Below are 16712 nucleotides of genomic sequence, written 5' to 3' on the forward strand. Positions count from 1 at the left end.
TCGCTCAGCAGCGGCAGCCCTCGTTCGCGGGCCAGCCCAGCACCAGCGCGCTCAGCCGGGGCAGCCGGTGGCGCATCTGGTCGTCGTCCTCGAAGTCCCAGTCCTCGCCCGCGATCGGCGCCTTCGCCACCTCGGGCAGCACCAGCTCCGCCCCGGCGACCTCCCGGAACGCGTCGGCGGCCGCGTACCCGACCAGCTCGGCGAAGATCGCGCTGTCGTCGTCCCACTCCACGGCCTCGACCACGGACGGGTGCCCGGCCAGCGCGTCCGGGTCGGCCAGCGCCGCCTCGTACCACTTGCGGCCCGCCGCGATCAGCCCGCTGCGGAAGTCGACGAACGCGTCGTCGGAGCAGCCGCCGCCGATCAGATGCGCGGCGCCCCACAGGTCGTAGCGGTCGGCCGCGGCACGCAGCTGTTCGAACCGCGTCGCGAACCCGGCGATGTCCGCCAGGCTCAGCGCCGACAGCCGCGCGGTCAGCGCCTTGGCCAGCCCGGTGCCGTCCTCGCCGATGTCACCCTCGACGTCCGTACGCGCCTGCTCGATCAGAGCCCAGAACCGCTCGATGTCCACAGCAGCACAGTCTGCCACCCGGACCGCGCCCGCCCTCGATCTACGAGCGGGTGTCGCGTCCCATCACCCGGAAAGGTCACCGCCCCGGCCGCGCGCATGATCGTTGATTGCGGTCAAGAAGCGTGGTCCGGCTTCACTTTTCGCCCCGAAACGACGATCGTCACGTGCCGCGCGGACCAACCGCGGGCGGAACGCGGGTGCCGGAAGGGCCGCGCAGGCGGGGCGATAGGCTGTCCGGGTCGGGCACCGCGACGGGTGTCACCTCGGCCTGTTTTGGCCGATGCCCAGGCCACCTGGTAACCTGGCACGTCGCGGCTGGTGCTTCGTTGCGCCGGCCCATCCGAACCAGTCAACCGAAACGAGCAGGACGAGGCTGTCGCGTGGCGAACATCAAGTCCCAGATCAAGCGCAACCGGCAGAACGAGAAGGCCCGGCTGCGCAACAAGTCGGTCAAGTCGTCGCTGAAGACCGCTGTCCGCAAGTTCCACGAGGCGAGCGCCGCCGGTGACGTCGAGAACGCCACCGCGCTGCTGCGCGACGCCTCGCGCAAGCTGGACAAGGCCGTCAGCAAGGGCGTGATCCACAAGAACCAGGCGGCGAACCGCAAGTCGTCGATCGCCAAGAAGCTGGCTTCGCTCTCTGCCTGATCGTCGCAGCGTGCCTCCCGGCACCGCCAAGACATCACCCGATGCCCGGCTCCCGATGGGAGCCGGGCATCGGTGTTTCCCCGACCCGCACTGAGCTGGGCTGATGAGGCGGCGGTGGCGCAGGCGCTACTCGTAGCGGTGGGCGGCGGACTGGCGGGCGCGCTGTTCGGCCGTGCTGAGCCAGGGCTCCTCGGCGTCCGGACCGGTCGATGCCGGCTGTGCCGGCGCGCCGAGATCGGACAGCCCTGCATACGTCGACTGGTCGGCATACCCGCCGGAGGCGTAGATGCCTTGTGCGCCGTACCCGGTCTGGTCGGCGTAGCCAGGCATGCCCTGTTCGCCGGCGGCGGTACGGCCGGAGTAGGAGTCCTGGAGGCCGTTGCCGGGACGGCTTTCCGGCGACGGGTCGTACCCGGCGGAGCTCGGGAACGGGTCGTGCTCGTCATCCGTGGGCCGCTCGGCGCGACGAGACGGCCGGGTGTCCTCGGCTGGCGCCGCCACTCGTAGTCGCACGGTCGGCTGGGCGAGGGCCCGTCGCGTGGCGGACTTCGACCGGGTCGCCTGGCCGCGGGACCGGGTCGCCGTGCCGCCCGACCGGGTCGTCGCACCCGCGATGACGTCGTTGAGCTTCACCATCACCGCCACCGAGGCGGGCAGCACGGCCACCGCCCACCAGCCGGTGAGCTCGGCCAGGGACAGCAGGACGGCCAGCGCCACGGTGCCCTCGAAGTACAGGAAGCACAGCAGGCTGCTCGGGCGTACGTACTGCAGGCCCAGGACCCGGGCGTACAGCGGCCGGTTGCGCGCCTCTTCGGGACTGATGCCCCCGGCGCGCCGGGATCGGATGCCCGCTGTCATCGCCCACCTCCCGCCTGCTTGGCCTGCGCGAACGCCACGATGGCGCGTTCCAGCGCGTAGTCGCGGTCCTCCTCGCCGCCCTTCACGGCGGCGTTGCAGTCGGCAGCCGCCCGCATCGCGGTCACCAGCGCGTCCGGGGTCCAGCCGCGCGCCTGCCGCTGCGCCTTCTCGATCTTCCAGGCGGGCATGCCGAGCGTCGAGGCCAGCTGGTACGCGTTGCCGCGCCCCGCCGAGGCGACCCGCGCCACGGTGCGCACGCCGTCGGCCAGCGCGTCCGCGATCGGCACCGGGTCCACGCCGCTGTGCCGGGCCCAGCGCAGCGCCTCCAGCGCGGCCGGCACGTCCCCGGCGACCGCGGCGTCGGCGACGGCGAACCCGCTCACCTCGGCCTTGCCCCGGTAGTAACGCGCCACCGTCGCCTGGTCGATCCGCCCGCCGGTGTCGGCCATCAACTGCGAACAGGCCGCCGCGAGTTCACGCAGGTCGTTGCCGACGGCCTCGATCAGCGTCTCGGCGGCGTCGGTCGCGCAGCGCCCGCCGAGCCGGCGCACCTCGCCGGTGACGAAGTCCACCCGGTCGCGGTGCTTGCTGAGCTTCGCCGCGGGCACCACGGACGCGCCCGCCTTGGCCAGCGAGTCCGCCAGCGCCTTGTTCTTGGCACCGCCGGCATGCGCAACAACCAGGCTCACGTCAGGGTCGGGCGACTTCGCGTAGTCGAGCAGCACCGCCGACACGTCCTTCTTGGCATCCTGCGCGGCACGCACCACCACCACCCGGACCCCGCCGAACAGCGACGGGCTGAGCAGCTCGGCGAGCTCGCCGACGAGCATCGTGCTCGCCTCCACCTCGCGGACCTCGGCCGCCGGATCGGCGGCACGCGCCTGCGCGGCCGCGTCGGCGATCGCGCGCGCCACCAGAAGCTCCTCGTCGCCCAGCACGAGGACCACGGGTGTCAGGACGGGGGACGGAACCTGGCTCACCACCTCGCTATCGTCGCACGTGCGAACTGGCACCCGCCCGCCGTCACTCCAACGGGCGCGTCGGGAGCACGACGGAAAGCTTGCCCGCGTCGAGCACCACCGCGAGGTCGCCGCTGACGTCGGTGCGCTGCACCCGCGCGCCGCGCCCCGACAGCCGGGCGAGCACCGAGCCGCTCGGATGCCCGTAGTCGTTGCCCTCCCCCACGCTGACCAGGGCGATCCTCGGCGCGACAGCGTCCAGGAAGGACGGTTCCTGGAAGGCGCTGCCGTGGTGGGCGACCTTCAGCACGGCAGCCGACACGTCCACGCCCGCCGCCAGCAGCGCCTGCTGCCGCTCCGTCTCGGCGTCGCCGGTCAGCAGCACCCGCACCCCGCGTACCGTCGCGACGAGCATCAGGGAGTTGTTGTTCGGGTCGCTGCGGGTGCCGCGTTCGGGCGGCGCGGGCAACACCTCCAGCCTTACGTCGCCAACGGTCCAGCCACCGGACTCCGGGGCATCCGACACCGGCACCCGGTGCGCGGTGGCGGCCCGGGTCACCGCCTCCCGGCCGGTGGCGGGTTCCGGCCAGGGCGTGGTGACCAGAGCACCGACCCGCCGCCCGGCGAGCACCCCGTCGAGGCCGCCGATGTGGTCCACGTGAAAGTGGCTGATCAGCAACAACGGCACCTCGTCCACGTCCAGCTCGCGCAGGCAGCGGTCCACGTCGCGGGGCTTGGGCCCGGCGTCGACGACCACGGCCGCACCGCCGCCCGCGTTGAGCACGGTGGCGTCGCCCTGGCCCACGTCACAGGCCACGACCAGCCAGCCGTCGGGCGGCCACCCGCCGGTGAGCACGCGCACCGGCAGCGCGCCCAGGACTCCGGCGAGCGCCACGACGGCCGCCAGCCGACGCACCGCGGGCCGCCGGAAACCGACCATGAGCAGCACGGTCAACCCGGCCAACAGCAGCGCGCCCGGCGGCCCGCCCGGCCACGGCAACACCCCGGCCGGCACCTGCGCACCGACCCTGGCCACGGTGACCAGCCACCACGCGGGCCAGCTGCCGAGCCAGGCCGCGAACTCGGCACCGCCCGGCCACACCGGCGACAGCAGCGCGGCGGCGACTCCGGTGACGGTCGCGGGCGCGATCGCGGGCACCGCGACCAGATTCGCGGGTACGGCGACCAGGCTCAGCGTGCCGCTGATGCCCGCGACCACCGGGGCGCAGGCCACCTGCGCGGCGGCGGGCACGGCCAACGCCTCGGCGGCCCCGCCCGGCATCCCCCGGCGGCGCAGCGCGTCGCGCATCGGCGGCGCGAGCAGCAGCAGCCCGGCCGTGGCGAGCACCGACAGCGCGAAACCCGCGTCAGCGGCCAGCTCGGGATCGGCCATCAGCAGCACCGCCGCACCCGCCGACAGCGCGGGCAGCGCCGCCCGCGACCGGCCCGAGGCGAGCGCCAGCAGCGCGATCCCGCCCATCACCGCAGCCCGCAGCACGCTCGGCGACGGCCGAGCCAGGATCACGAACCCGACCACGGACACCGCGCACACCACGGCGGTCAGCCGTGGCCCAGCCCTGGTCCGCCTCGCCAGCAGCAGTACAGCCCCGGTGACGATGGCGACGTTGCTGCCCGAGACGGCCGTCAGGTGAGTCATCCCGGTGTCGCGGAAGGACTGCTCGACCGCCGGGTCGAGACGGCTGGTGTCGCCCACCACGAGACCCGGCAGCAGGCCGCCGGTCGCGGCGTCCAGCGGTGCGCAGGCCCGTTGCAGCCCCGCGCGCAGGCCGCCGGCCGCCCGCTGCGCCCACGACGCCTCCCCCAGCAGCTCGGGCGGCCGTTCCGTGGACAGCACCGCGGCTCGCAGGTCACCGCCCCGGGCCGGGCCGAACCGGGCGGGCACCCGCACCCGCTGCCCCGGCAGCAGCCCCGCCCAGCCGTCGCCGCTCGCCAGCACCAGCACCCCGACGTCGGTATGCAATTCACCGGCCTGCTCCAGGTCCGCCGTGACCACCCAGGTCGCCGGACGGCCGACGATTCCGGGCGACCGGTGCGGATCGTCGCGCACGACCAGCGTCACCGTCACCGACGTCCGCCCGTCCACCAGCGCAGCGACCTCCTCAGCATCTCTCGCCGCCAGCCGCGCCCCGGTCGCCGCCGCCCCGCACAGCACCCCGAGAAACGCGCCTGCCACGATCCACCGCCAAGTGCCCGGCTTTGCTCCGCTGCTTGCCCGCCAAGCCGTCAAGCTCGCCCGCCGAGGCCAGCCTGTCCACACCTCGTGCACCTGGCCCTGGCCGATCCGGCGAACCGCGACCAGCGTCGCGCCAACGGATCCCACCGCGCCGAGTGCGAGCGTGAATCCCAGTCCGGTGAAGAGCGCGGCCAGCGACGCCGCCCAGCAGCCCAACGCGAACGGAGCAAGCCGCAGGTCAGGGCCGTCCGGCGGCCGCTGAGCCGGTCGGGCGGAGGCCTCCATCAGACTGTCACCAGGTCTTTGAGCTGGGCGAACTTCGACTCGCCGATACCTTCCACCTGGCGCAGGTCACCGACGCTGCGGAAGTCTCCGTGTCGCGCACGGTGGTCGAGGATGCGCTGTGCCAGCACGGGACCGACCCCCGGCAGGGCGTCGAGTTGGGCGAGGGTCGCGGTGTTGAGGTTTACGGGACCCGCACCAGGTCCCACCCCAGCGGCCGGGCCCTCCGCGCCGACCACGCCCGGCACCCCGATCGCGATCAGTTCGCCGTCGGTGACCTTGCGGGCCAGGTTGACTGCGGACAGGTCGGTGTCGGGCAGCACCCCACCTGCGGCTTCGATGGCGTCCGCGACTCGGGCACCGGGTGCCAGCCGGACCAGTCCTGGTTTGCGTACCCGCCCGGTCACCGCCACGACCAGTGTCGTCGCCGAGGGCGAGGCTGCTGGCCGCCCGGATTCCGCGACGGGCAACGGCACCGGTTCGGGTGCGGGCTCCACGGACGGACGCGCCTGCCAGGCCAGGTATGCCGCGATGGCGACCACCAGCGCGGCCACCGCCGCCAGCGCCCGTAGCCCGCGCCGCCCCGGATCGAACGCCGCTCGGCCGGGCAACGCGCTCGGCAGATTGTCCGCCGTCAGCGACCCGTCCGTGTCCGGAACGGCGGCCCCCGATGGCGCGGCTGCGTACGCCGGTGAGTCGCGCAAGACGCGCGGATCCGGTGACGACGTCTGCGGAATGGCCCGCGACAGTGCGAAGTCGGGCAGGACGTCGAGAAATGGCGCGTCGAGAGCGTCCGGCCAGGGCGGGGGCGCGAGCGGCAGCCGGGCCGGCGATGGGGACTGGGCGAGCACGCGGTGCAGCCGGTCGAGGTCGGCCTCGACGGGCGGCGGTTTGCGGAACGGGGAGGACGGCACGCGGCCACGCTAGGGGCGGGCAGGGCAGTGGGCGTACGCCTCAAATCTCTTGCCTGTGGACAGCGCGCCGCTTGTGGACAACCGCCTGATCAAGGCTCCTGCGTGCTACGGCGGACGCCCGGGATCATTCGTTGTCAGGCACGAACACGCCCACGCCCTGGTGCCCTGGCGCGCTCAGACTGTCCCCCGTGCGGGTCAGTCCTTCTCCGGCACGAACGTGCCGCGTCCTGGCACGCCAATCACGGTGCCCTGTGTGCGTAGCACGATCATCACGCGGGAGATGGTCCCGTCACTGACGTTGTAGAGGTCCGCCAGCGCAGCGATGGTAGGCAGCTGGGAACCGGGCGGGTACTCCCCGGACTGGATGCGGGCGGTGATGTCCTGCGCGATCTGCGTGGACGACATCGGGATGGCTGGCATGACTCTTCCTCGGGTCGGCTCTCCGAGTCGATCACGCCTGGTTGATTTATAGCAACCAAGTCTTGAACCTCTTCAACCTCTTACTCGTTTGGGGTGGTGCCGTGCGTACCTCGTACATCGAGCCGATCACCGACAAGCGGGCGGCATTCCTCTACGAGGAGCTGTACCGCCACAGGAACCGCAAGCGCATGGGGCGCTGCCGCATCTGCGCCAAGGTGAGCTGCCAGGCGGTCTGGCAGGGCACGGCAGAACTGCTCATGGCAGGCCGCGAGCCTGTCCAGCCGGGCAGGCGACGCTGGAGGATGTTCGGGTAAACGGCGGAACTGGCCATGCCGGGCGCGACGCCACACAGCCGCACACCCGGCGCTGGACGATCCTCTGGCACCTGCGCCGACGCCAGTGACGCACGCCAGGACCGCGCGGGCGTACACCCCCAATTCTCTTGTCTCCAGACGGCGGGCCGGTGCCGGACAACGACCTGATCACGACCCAGGCGACGCCACCGCCACAGCACATCGCACCGATCGTCCGATCACGACCGACGACATGGCGCACGTTCAATAAACAGTTTTGACGTTACGAATCATCGATCGCTGTTAACCGCTCTGCCGCAACGGATTCATCCGCTCCTAGGTTCTGCGTCACCCCTACGCGGTCGGTGTCATCGGGACCCGGCCGCGCAGCGGGGATCTCTGGGAGGAGAGAACCTTGCGGCATCGAGTCTCCGCTCTCGGCTTCGCGATCATCGTCGCGTTCGCCGGGGCGCTCGGCGCGGGTGGGACGGCCAACGCCGCTCCCGCCGGGGCCGAGGGCAGCATCATGTACGCCGACAGCCCGAGCGCTGTCGCCGACCGCTACATCGTGGTCTTCAAGGACTCCGCGGTGCCCGCGAGCACCGTCGGCACCAAGGCCCGTGACCTGGCCGGCCGCTTCGGCGGCAAGGCGCGCCACGTCTACACCGCCGGTCTGCGCGGCTTCTCGGTCGGCATGACCGCGGCGCAGGCGCGCAAGCTGGCCGCCGACCCCGCGGTCGCCTCGGTCGAGGCGGTGCAGCGCATCGGCGTGCTGGACACCCAGAACAACCCCCCGAACTGGGGCGACGACCGGATCGACCAGGCGAACCTGCCGCTGAACCAGGCTTACACGTACCCCACCAACCCGGGTCAGGGGGTGACGGTCTATGTGCTCGACACCGGCATCAACGCCAACCACGTCGAGTTCACCGGCCGCGTCAAGCAGGGCACGGACATGGTGGACGACGACAGCTCGCCGACGGACTGCCACGGACACGGCACCCACGTGGCCGGCACCGCCGTGGGCACCAGCTACGGCGTGGCCAAGAAGGCCTCCGTCGTGGCCGTCCGGGTGCTGAACTGCCAGGGCAGCGGCACCAACGACGACCTGATCGCGGGTATCAACTGGGTGCGCACCAATGCCCAGAAGCCGGCCGTGGTGAACTACAGCATCGGCTGCCAGAGCCGGTGCACCAGCCAGGCCATGGACAGCGCCGTGTCGAGCCTGATCTCCTCGGGCGTGCAGTTCGTCCAGGCGGCCGGCAACTCCTCCGACGACGCCTGCTACTACAGCCCGCAGGCCGTCGCGGCGGCGGTCACCGTCGGCAACACCAACAGCTCCGACGCCCGCAACAGCAGCAGCAACTACGGCTCCTGCCTGGACATCTTCGCCCCGGGCACGAGCATCGTGTCGGCGTCCTACTCCAGCAACAACGGCAGCGCGACGATGACGGGCACCTCGATGGCCTCGCCGCACACGGCCGGCGCCGCCGCGGTGTACCTGGGCCTGAACCCCAACGCGACGCCCGCCCAGGTGCGCGACGCGCTGGTGAACAACGCCACCACCGGCAAGGTCACCTCGCCGGGCACGGGTTCGCCGAACCGGCTGCTCTACACGGGCTTCATGAACGGCGGGACGAACCCCAACAACCCGTCGGTCACCAACCCGGGTAACCGCAGCGGCGTCGTCGGGCAGGCGGCCAGCCTGCAGATGCAGGCCAGCGGCGGCACGTCGCCGTACACCTGGAGCGCGTCGGGCCTGCCGGCCGGGCTGTCGATCAGCTCGTCGAGCGGCCTGATCTCGGGCACCCCGACCACCGCGGGCACCTCGAACGTCACGGTGACGGTCACCGACTCGGCGAGCAAGACCGGGTCGACGAACTTCACCTGGACGATCACCACCGGTGGCGGCGGTTGCACCGCGGCGCAGGTCGTCGGCAACTCGAGCTTCGAGAGCGGCACCACGCCGTGGACGGCCGACACGGGCGTCGTCGGCGCCTGGTCGAGCTACGGCTACCCGGGCAAGACCGGCACCCGCAGCGCCTGGCTGGGCGGCCAGGGCCAGACCCAGACCGACTGGGTCCAGCAGTCGGTGACGATCCCGGCGAGCTGCACCAGCGCCACGCTGCGGTACTGGGTGCGCATCAGCACCGCCGAGACCGACGGGCAGATCTGGGACCGGCTGACGGTGACCATGGGCAGCACGACCGTGGCCACCCAGACCAACCTCGACGCCAACTCCGCTTACGTGGAGAAGGTCGTCAACGTCAGCCAGTTCGCCGGGCAGGCCGTGACGCTGAAGTTCAACGGCGTCGAGGACCAGTCCCTGCAGACCAGCTGGGTGATCGACGACGTGACCATCAGCGTCTCCTGATCCGGGGGGCCTCGGCGATCAGGAGGCCGACGGGGGGCCGAGCGGCCGGGCATCTCACGACGATGCCCGGCCGCTCACTCCCATTCCCAGCGCATGCCGACGATGCCCGGCGGGATGTCGGTCGCGACGAGGTGCGCGCCGTGCGTCGAGCCGATCCACACCTCGCGTACGCCCTGGTCGGGGGCGTGCAGGCCGCGCCGTTCGAAGCGGTAGCAGCGGGCCGGCACCGCGTCGCGGTCGAACTGCACCTGCAGCACGTACTCCCCCACCGGCACCGAGAAGCCCCGGTAGTAGTTGTCGGTGGCGATCATCGAGCCGCTCTCGAACTCGTACTCCAGCACGACGGTGTCGCCCTGGGACAGCATCCGGTCGAAGATGATCTCAGCGGCCTGCAGGCCCGACTCGGGGTCCGAGCGCACCCGGCCCAGCCGGCAGTTGCGCAGGGCTTGCACACCGGTGGGCGCGCCCAGGTCGTCGGTGCGGAAGATGCCGACCGTGCGCGACACCCGGTCCACGTTGGCCCGCAGCACCTGGCGGCAGTTGAGCCGCAGCTCCTGGCGCTGCGCGCCGACCTGGTACAGGTCGTGCAGGCTGATCCGGGTGAGTTCGTGATACATCCACCGGTCCAGCTCTCGGATGATCTTCGAGACGCTGTTGCCGTCCTCGAAGAGCCGGTCGATGTCGATGGTCCCCGGGGGCTGGTTGAGCCAGCGCCCCCGGGGGCGGCGCGGGCCGAGCTGGGCGATGAGGGACTCGGCGGGCAGCGACAGGATCTGCTCCAGCAGCCGCACCGCCTTCATGGACTCGGGGCGCTCCGGGCGGCTGCGACCTCGCCGCCAATAGCTGAGGGTGGCCAGGCTGACGCTGATGCCCGCGGCGGACAGCTTCTCCTGGATCTCCTCCGGCCGGATGCCCCGATCCTCGATGGCCAGGTGCAACGCGGCGGAGAACGGGCCGGTGCGCAGCGCATGCGCCAGGTCCCGGCCGAGAAGTTCAGAACGAGCCTTCTCCATGAACGCTGAGTATCACCACGCCCCCGCCGCAGCGCCACCCGTGTTCGGGGAACGGCTCGGCGGACGTGCTCGCTCCGATCGACGTTGGCCCATCTCATCGAATACGGGGCACGGGAAATCGATGAGATAGGCCAACGTCTGTGAAAAGACGGAGCCGCCGCGGCCCGGCGCGCCGTTCAGAGTTGCTCGTCGAGCAGCGACTGGGCCGCCTCGGGCAGGCGGTGCACGACGACGCCGGCCAGGCCGGGGCCGACGTGCGCGGCCACCACCGCGCCGACCTCGCTGGTGTACAGCTCGCACAGCCGCTCGCCGAGCCGTTCCCGCAGCGCCTGCGCGATCCACTCCGCCCGCTCGGCGGCCGCCAGGTGATGCACGGCGACCTCGACGGGGCCGTCCCCGGCCGCCTCCAGGGCGAGCGCGACCAGCCGGTCCAGCGCGCGGGCGGCGGTGCGCACCTTGTCGCGCATGGTGATGCCGCCCGCGGAGACCTCCAGCAGGGGCTTGACCGCCAGCGCGGTGCCCAGCAGGGCCGAGGCGGCGTTGATGCGGCCGCCGCGGCGCAGGTGCTCCAGCGTGTCCACGTAGAAGAAGGTGCTGGTCCGGTCGATGGTGTGCAGGGCGGCGTCGCGTACGCCCGCGAGGTCTTCGCCCTGCGCCGCAGCCCGCGCCGCGGCCAGGGCCGGGAAGCCCACGCCCATCGCCGCGGAGCAGGAGTCGATCACCTCGACCGGCCCGGCGGCCTCACCCGCCGCGGTCGACGCCGCGCCGAGCGTGCCGGACAGCGCGCCGGCCAGGTGCACCGAGACGATGCCGTCCACACCGGTCGCGAACAGCTTGTCGTAGACCTGCCCGAACTCGGCCGGGGTGGGCTGCGAGGTGGTCACCGCGACACGGCGGGCGGCCAGTGCGACGGCGACCTCGGCGGGATAGACCTCGACTCCCTCCCGCCCGGACACGCCGCCCAGCACGACGTGCAGCGGCACGACGGTCAGCGACCCGTCCGCGACGGTGGCGGGCAGGTAGGCGGTGGAGTCGGTGACGACTGCTACGGACATGCGGGCACGTTAACTCGTCATGCCGGCTGCGCCGAGTCGACCTCGAGCACGGGGCCCATCTGGCAGATCGTCATGATGTCGGCGCGCAGGCGGCCGCTGATCCGCACGGTGGCGCCGGGCTTGACGACGTTCGGGTCGCCACCCATCAGCTGGTAGGTGGTGCCGTTGTCGGCGCGCAGCACGGTGCAGCCGCCTTCCAGCTCCACCCGCTCGACCAGGCCGCGCACCGAGATGGGCTGGCCGTCCTTGGCCGGCGGCGGCACCACGGGCCCGGACATGCTCGGTTTCGGGGTGCTCGGCGGCACCGCCGAGGCCGACGGCTGCGGGGTCATGGAGCTGCCCACCTCCGGCTCCTCGCTCGGGGCGCACGCGGTGAGCAGGAGACCGCCCAGCAGCGCGCCGGTCAGCAACAGATGAGTGAGGGGGCTTCGTGTGGTCATGTCAGTTCGGACGCTACCGCCCGGGGGCAAGTTGCGCGAGGGGGCGTCAGGCGCCGACGTTGTACGCCGACACCCGCCACCCGTACGACGGCTGCAGGATCAGGTCGACCCAGTGGCAGTTCTGCACCGGGGCGATCGTCGGCAGCATCTCCTCGGGCCAGCCGAGCAGCGCGGCCACCCCGTACTTGATGGCACCGCCGTGGCTGACCAGGACCGCGGTGCCGCCGGGCACCCGCTCGGCGGCCTGCCGGATCGTCTCGCTGACCCGCTTGCCCAGGTCGGGCAGCGACTCGATGCCGTCGCCCGGGTCCGGGTCGGCGGCGCGCCAGCGGGCGTACGAATCGGGGAAGCGCTCACGCACCTCCGGGGTGGTGAGCCCCTGCCACGAGCCGAAGTGCCGCTCACGCAGCCGGGCGTCCCGCTCGGGCACCAGTCCGGTCAGCTCGGCCAGCGGCGCGCCGGTCATCGTGCACCGGCTCAGGTCACTGGTGATCATGAGCTGGGCCTCGCCGCGCGCGAGCACCTCGGCCGCGGCCTGGGCCTGAGCCCGGCCGCGGTCGTTGACGGGCACGTCGAGCTGTCCCTGCACCCGCTGGGCGGCGTTCCAGTCGGTGTTGCCGTGCCGCCACAGCAGCACCCGCGTGATCTGCTCCTGGCCCCGTTCCAGGCTCACGCCTTCTCCTCGCTGCGCTCGTCGGCGGCGGAACGGACCCACTGGGTTCGCTCGCGCGGCTCGCTCACGCGGCGTCCTGGGTCGCCAGGTCGCGGTCGACGAACTCGATCCGGGCGCAGTCCTTCCACAGGCGGTCGAGGGCGTAGAACTCGCGCTCCTCGCTGTGCTGGATGTGCACCACGATGTCGCCGAAGTCCAGCAGCACCCAGCGGCCGGCCCGCTCGCCCTCGCGGCGCACCGGCTTGGCCTTCTCGGGCAGGTTCAGCAGGGCCTCTTCGACAGCGTCGACGATGGCCAGGACCTGGCGCTCGTTCGGAGCGGAGGCGACCACGAAGACGTCGGTGAGGACGAGTTGCTCGCCCACGTCCAGCAGGACGATGTCCTCGGCCTTCTTGTCGGCGGCCGCCTGCGCGGCGGCCAGGGCCATCTCGACGGCACGCTCGGTTGCGGGCACCTTGGTCCTTTCGTCGGTGGCCCGGTCGCGATGCTCGCGATCAGGCTCAGCATCCAGAGTCTCACAGTGATTACCCGGTCTGCCGCTGAGATAGACACGCGGTGGGCCGGGACACCCGGACATCAGCGGTATAGATGCCGTTTTGTGATGTATTGCACTACCCCGTCCGGTACCAGGTACCAGACCGGCTGGCCGGCGGCGACCCGGCGGCGGCAGTCCGTCGACGAGATCGCCATCGCCGGCACCTGGACCAGGCTCACCACGTCGGCGGGCAGGTGCGCGTCGGTCAGCATGAACCCCGGACGGGTGACCCCCACGAAATGGGCCAGCTCGAACAACTGGTCCGCGTCCTTCCAGGAAAGGATCTTCGACAGCGCGTCGGCGCCGGTGATGAAGAACAGCTCGGTCTTCTCGCCGTACTGGTCGCGCAGCTCGCGCAGCGTGTCGACGGTGTACGTCGGCCCGACCCGGTCCACGTCCACCCGGCTCACGCTGAACCGCGGATTCGACGCCGTCGCGATGACCGTCATCAGGTAACGGTCCTCCGCCGGGGTGACCGCGTGCTCGGTCTTCTGCCACGGTCGGCCCGTGGGCACGAAGACGACCTCGTCCAGGGCGTACCGGTCAGCCACTTCGCTGGCCGCGACGAGGTGACCGTGGTGGATGGGGTCGAAGGTGCCGCCCATGATCCCGATACGTGTCGCCACGCGCTGATTCTATGCCTCCGCTCGCCCCGCCCCGGCTTGTCATCGACGTTGGCCTATGACATCGAAAAATCGGCGATCGTATTCGATGTCATAGGCCAACGTCTACGTCGGGCGGGGCCGGTGAGCCGCGAGCCCGCCGGACGCCGCGAGCCCGGGGTGGAAGCGGGGCGGCCGGCGGGGTGGACGGGCTGGTCAGGCGGCCTGCTGGGCGCGCAGGGCGCGGGCCAGGTCGTCGGTCTCGTCGGCCAGCGCGCGGCGCGGCAGCGGGTGCATGTCCCCCGCCAGCGCCGCCCGCGCGGCGGCCAGTGTGTCCTCCGACACGGCGTACACCGGGTAGGACGCCTTGACCAGGTGCGCCAGCATGTCACCGGAGCGACCAGCCGAGCGCGGCAGCTCGGCGAAGTACCGGGCCACGAACGGGGCCGTCAGCTCCGCGTGCTCCGGCTGCCACAGACCGGCCCCGGCCGCGGCCGCGATCCGGTTCGACTGGCCCTGCTCGGTGACGACCAGATCGAACGCCCGCGCCTTGGCGGCCGGGTCGGGGCGGCTCGCCCGCACCCGGACGGCCTCCTGCTCGCCCTTGTCGCTGGTGTCGCGCTGCAGCTCGGCGTCGATCTCCTCCTCGGTCACGTCGCCGAGCACCGCGAGCCGGCCCAGGATCGCCCAGCGCAGCTCGGCGTCGACGGCCAGGCCCGCGGGCACGTCCGCGCCGGACAGCCAGCCACGCAGCACCGCGCGGTCGTCGTCGGCGGCGGTGGAGAGGAGCGTGCGGGCCGCGGCGAGCTGGTGGCCGCTGCCCGGCTCGGCGGTGGCCAGCAGGGTCTTGGCCGCACCGGCCAGCGCCGCGTGGGCCGCCGCCTGCCCGTCCACGGGCACGAAGCGGGTGGCCGCATACCGGGCCAGCCCGAACACCGACTCGACGATGGTGACGTCCGGCTCGGCGGGCAGCGCCGCGGCGGCCAGTTCGACCAGTTCGGTGGCGGGCCACTCGGCGTCGCGTACGGCGTCCCAGGCGCTGTTCCACCACAGCGAGCGCGACAGCGGGTCGGGCTGCGCGGCCAGCAGCGCGGGCAGCTCGGCGCGGGTGCGCTCGTCGAGCCGGATCTTGGCGAAGGTGAGGTCGCCGTCGTTGAGCAGCAGGCCGCGGCCGCGTACGCCGGAAAGCTGCGGCACCGGGGTGAGCGCGCCGGTCACCTCGATCTCCGTGTGCTGCCAGGCGCCGTGCTCGTCGAACCAGCCCAGGCCGACCCGGTGCGGGCGCAGCGTCGGGTACTGCTCGGCGGCCGTCTGATCGACGGTGACGCAGGCGTACGAACCGTCCTGCGCCCACTCGATCACCGGGCGCAGCGTGTTGACCTGCGGGGTGCGCAGCCAGGCCTGCGCCCAGGCGTCCAGGTCGCGCCCGCTGGCCAGCGACAGCGCGCCGAGCAGGTCGGCCAGCGTGGCGTTGCCCCAGGCGTGCTTGTCGAAGTGCGCCCGCAGCCCGTTCAGGAACGCCTCGTCGCCGATGAACGCGACCAGCTGCCGCAGCGCCGAGCAGCCCTTGGCGTAGGAGATGCCGTCGAAGTTGGCGAACGCGGCGTCGGTGTCGGCGACCTCGGTCGGCGCGATCGGGTGCGTGGACGGGCGCTGGTCGGCGGCGTATCCCCAGGCCTTGCGGCCGACGCCGAAGCGGGTCCAGGCCTGCGGCCACGGCGTGACCTCGGCGACCAGCCGGTAGCCCATGTAGGTGGCGAACGACTCGTTCAGCCACAGGTCGTCCCACCAGCGCATGGTCACCAGGTCGCCGAACCACATGTGGGCCATCTCGTGGGCGATGATGGCGGCCCGCTCCAGCCGCTCGGTGTCGGTCACCGCGGCGCGGAACAGCAGCTCGTCGCGGAACACCACGCAGCCGGGGAACTCCATCGCGCCCCAGCTGAACTCGGGCACGAACGCCTGGTCGTACTTGCCGAACGGGTACCGCACGCCGAACAGCTCGTGGTAGCGGTCGAGGAACGCCTTGGTCAGCGAGAGGATCTCGGGCGCGTCGCGCTCCAGCACTTCGGCGTAGCTGGCGCGGGCGTACAGGCCGAGCGGGATGCCGTCGTGGCTGTCGGTCACCTCGACGTAAGGACCGGCCACGAGCGTGATCAGGTAGGTCGCGACGGGCTTGGTGGCCGGGAACTCCCAGCGGCCCGCTGCCGTCTGCTCGCCTTCCGCGTTGGCCCGGACCAGCCAGGACGGGTCCGCGGTGACGGACAGCGTCACCGGCGCCTTGAGGTCGGGCTGGTCGAAGCAGGCCATGAAGCGCGGCGCGTCGGTGATCGAGGGCTGCGCGTACACGTAGACCTGCTTGTCGGCCGGGTCGACGAAGCGGTGGACGCCCTCGCTGGACCGGGTGTAGGCGTACTCGGCGGACACCACGACGGTGTTGTCCGCGGCGAGGTCGGCCAGCCTCAGCCGCCCTTCGGCGAACGCCTCCGCGGGCAGCTCGACACCGTTCAAGGTGGCGCCGAGCAGCCGCTCCGGCCGCGCCTCCAGGAACGTCTCGGCGCCGGGGTCGGCGGTGAAGCGGACGGTGGTGACCGTGCGGAAGAGTTCGTCTCCCGTGGTCAGGTCCACGTCCAGGGCGTACGCGAGGTTCCGGACGGTGGCGGCCCGCGCGACGGCTTCGAGGTGGCTGAGGCAACGATGCGACATGACGCCCATCCTGCCTGATGACGGCAGGTGGTGAACGGGCGGTAGCCCCTTACCTTCCGTTACGTTCTTGCCGATCAAGGCCGGTGCGGGGACAATGGTCGCCATGCGGACGACGAACCTCATGTGGTGGCTGCCCTGACGGGCGGCCCGCTTCCGCGAACCCAGTAGACGACCCA

At 72.1% G+C, this 16712-nt stretch carries 15 protein-coding genes and 1 pseudogene; 3 read left to right on the forward strand and 13 right to left on the reverse strand.

The window, feature by feature from the left end; all coding sequences use genetic code 11:
• Positions 1-4: 4 nt before the first annotated feature.
• Positions 5-571: a DUF4240 domain-containing protein gene (locus AB0B66_RS23385; protein ID WP_360533531.1), complete on the reverse strand. Its 567-nt coding sequence runs from the start codon at positions 569-571 to the stop codon at positions 5-7.
• Positions 572-951: 380 nt separating this feature from the next.
• Here AB0B66_RS23385 and rpsT point away from each other — a divergent pair, with 380 nt between their 5' ends.
• Complete coding sequence (rpsT, locus tag AB0B66_RS23390; protein ID WP_360533534.1) at positions 952-1218, forward strand: 30S ribosomal protein S20; 267 nt, start codon at positions 952-954, stop codon at positions 1216-1218.
• Between the two features lie 609 nt (positions 1219-1827).
• Here rpsT and AB0B66_RS23395 read toward each other — a convergent pair.
• From AB0B66_RS23395 to AB0B66_RS23415, 5 genes and pseudogenes are all read right to left on the reverse strand, one after another.
• Positions 1828-2076 (reverse strand): annotated as a pseudogene (locus AB0B66_RS23395) (hypothetical protein); the annotation flags it as partial.
• Complete coding sequence (gene holA / locus AB0B66_RS23400; RefSeq protein ID WP_360533649.1) at positions 2073-3056, reverse strand: DNA polymerase III subunit delta; 984 nt, start codon at positions 3054-3056, stop codon at positions 2073-2075. The gene holA and the pseudogene AB0B66_RS23395, both read right to left, overlap by 4 nt.
• Positions 3057-3099: 43 nt before the next feature.
• Entirely contained in the window at positions 3100-5514 is a 2415-nt protein-coding gene (locus AB0B66_RS23405) for a ComEC/Rec2 family competence protein (protein ID WP_360533537.1), read from the reverse strand.
• Positions 5514-6425: a ComEA family DNA-binding protein gene (locus AB0B66_RS23410; protein WP_360533540.1), complete on the reverse strand. Its 912-nt coding sequence runs from the start codon at positions 6423-6425 to the stop codon at positions 5514-5516. The genes AB0B66_RS23405 and AB0B66_RS23410 overlap by 1 nt, the downstream gene beginning before the upstream one ends.
• A 195-nt stretch (positions 6426-6620) precedes the next feature.
• Positions 6621-6845, reverse strand: a complete 225-nt coding sequence (locus tag AB0B66_RS23415; protein WP_360533543.1) for a winged helix-turn-helix domain-containing protein — start codon at positions 6843-6845, stop codon at positions 6621-6623.
• Positions 6846-6946: 101 nt separating this feature from the next.
• On the opposite strand from AB0B66_RS23415, the gene AB0B66_RS23420 reads away from it, so the two are divergent.
• Positions 6947-7159: a hypothetical protein gene (locus AB0B66_RS23420; RefSeq protein ID WP_360533546.1), complete on the forward strand. Its 213-nt coding sequence runs from the start codon at positions 6947-6949 to the stop codon at positions 7157-7159.
• Between the two features lie 394 nt (positions 7160-7553).
• On the forward strand, positions 7554-9512 hold the full coding sequence (locus AB0B66_RS23425; RefSeq protein ID WP_360533549.1) for a S8 family peptidase: 1959 nt from the start codon (positions 7554-7556) through the stop codon (positions 9510-9512).
• Between the two features lie 74 nt (positions 9513-9586).
• Here AB0B66_RS23425 and AB0B66_RS23430 read toward each other — a convergent pair whose 3' ends face one another.
• The 7 genes from AB0B66_RS23430 to pepN form a co-directional block, all read right to left on the reverse strand.
• Complete coding sequence (locus AB0B66_RS23430) at positions 9587-10525, reverse strand: hypothetical protein (RefSeq protein ID WP_360533552.1); 939 nt, start codon at positions 10523-10525, stop codon at positions 9587-9589.
• Positions 10526-10701: 176 nt separating this feature from the next.
• Positions 10702-11580, reverse strand: a complete 879-nt coding sequence (locus AB0B66_RS23435) for a DegV family protein (protein WP_360533555.1) — start codon at positions 11578-11580, stop codon at positions 10702-10704.
• 17 nt (positions 11581-11597) lie between these two features.
• Positions 11598-12020, reverse strand: coding sequence for a DUF5818 domain-containing protein (locus tag AB0B66_RS23440; protein WP_360533558.1), 423 nt, complete (start codon positions 12018-12020; stop codon positions 11598-11600).
• 46 nt (positions 12021-12066) lie between these two features.
• Positions 12067-12666, reverse strand: coding sequence for a histidine phosphatase family protein (locus AB0B66_RS23445; protein WP_360533652.1), 600 nt, complete (start codon positions 12664-12666; stop codon positions 12067-12069).
• A 91-nt stretch (positions 12667-12757) separates the two neighbouring features.
• Positions 12758-13147, reverse strand: a complete 390-nt coding sequence (gene rsfS, locus AB0B66_RS23450) for a ribosome silencing factor (RefSeq protein WP_203692539.1) — start codon at positions 13145-13147, stop codon at positions 12758-12760.
• 122 nt (positions 13148-13269) lie between these two features.
• On the reverse strand, positions 13270-13854 hold the full coding sequence (nadD, locus tag AB0B66_RS23455; protein WP_120316517.1) for a nicotinate-nucleotide adenylyltransferase: 585 nt from the start codon (positions 13852-13854) through the stop codon (positions 13270-13272).
• Positions 13855-14046: 192 nt separating this feature from the next.
• Positions 14047-16536: an aminopeptidase N gene (gene pepN / locus AB0B66_RS23460; RefSeq protein ID WP_360533562.1), complete on the reverse strand. Its 2490-nt coding sequence runs from the start codon at positions 16534-16536 to the stop codon at positions 14047-14049.
• Positions 16537-16712 lie beyond the last annotated feature (176 nt).

The sequence above is a fragment of the Catellatospora sp. NPDC049111 genome (genome assembly GCF_040648615.1).
Taxonomy (GTDB): domain Bacteria; phylum Actinomycetota; class Actinomycetes; order Mycobacteriales; family Micromonosporaceae; genus Catellatospora; species Catellatospora aurea.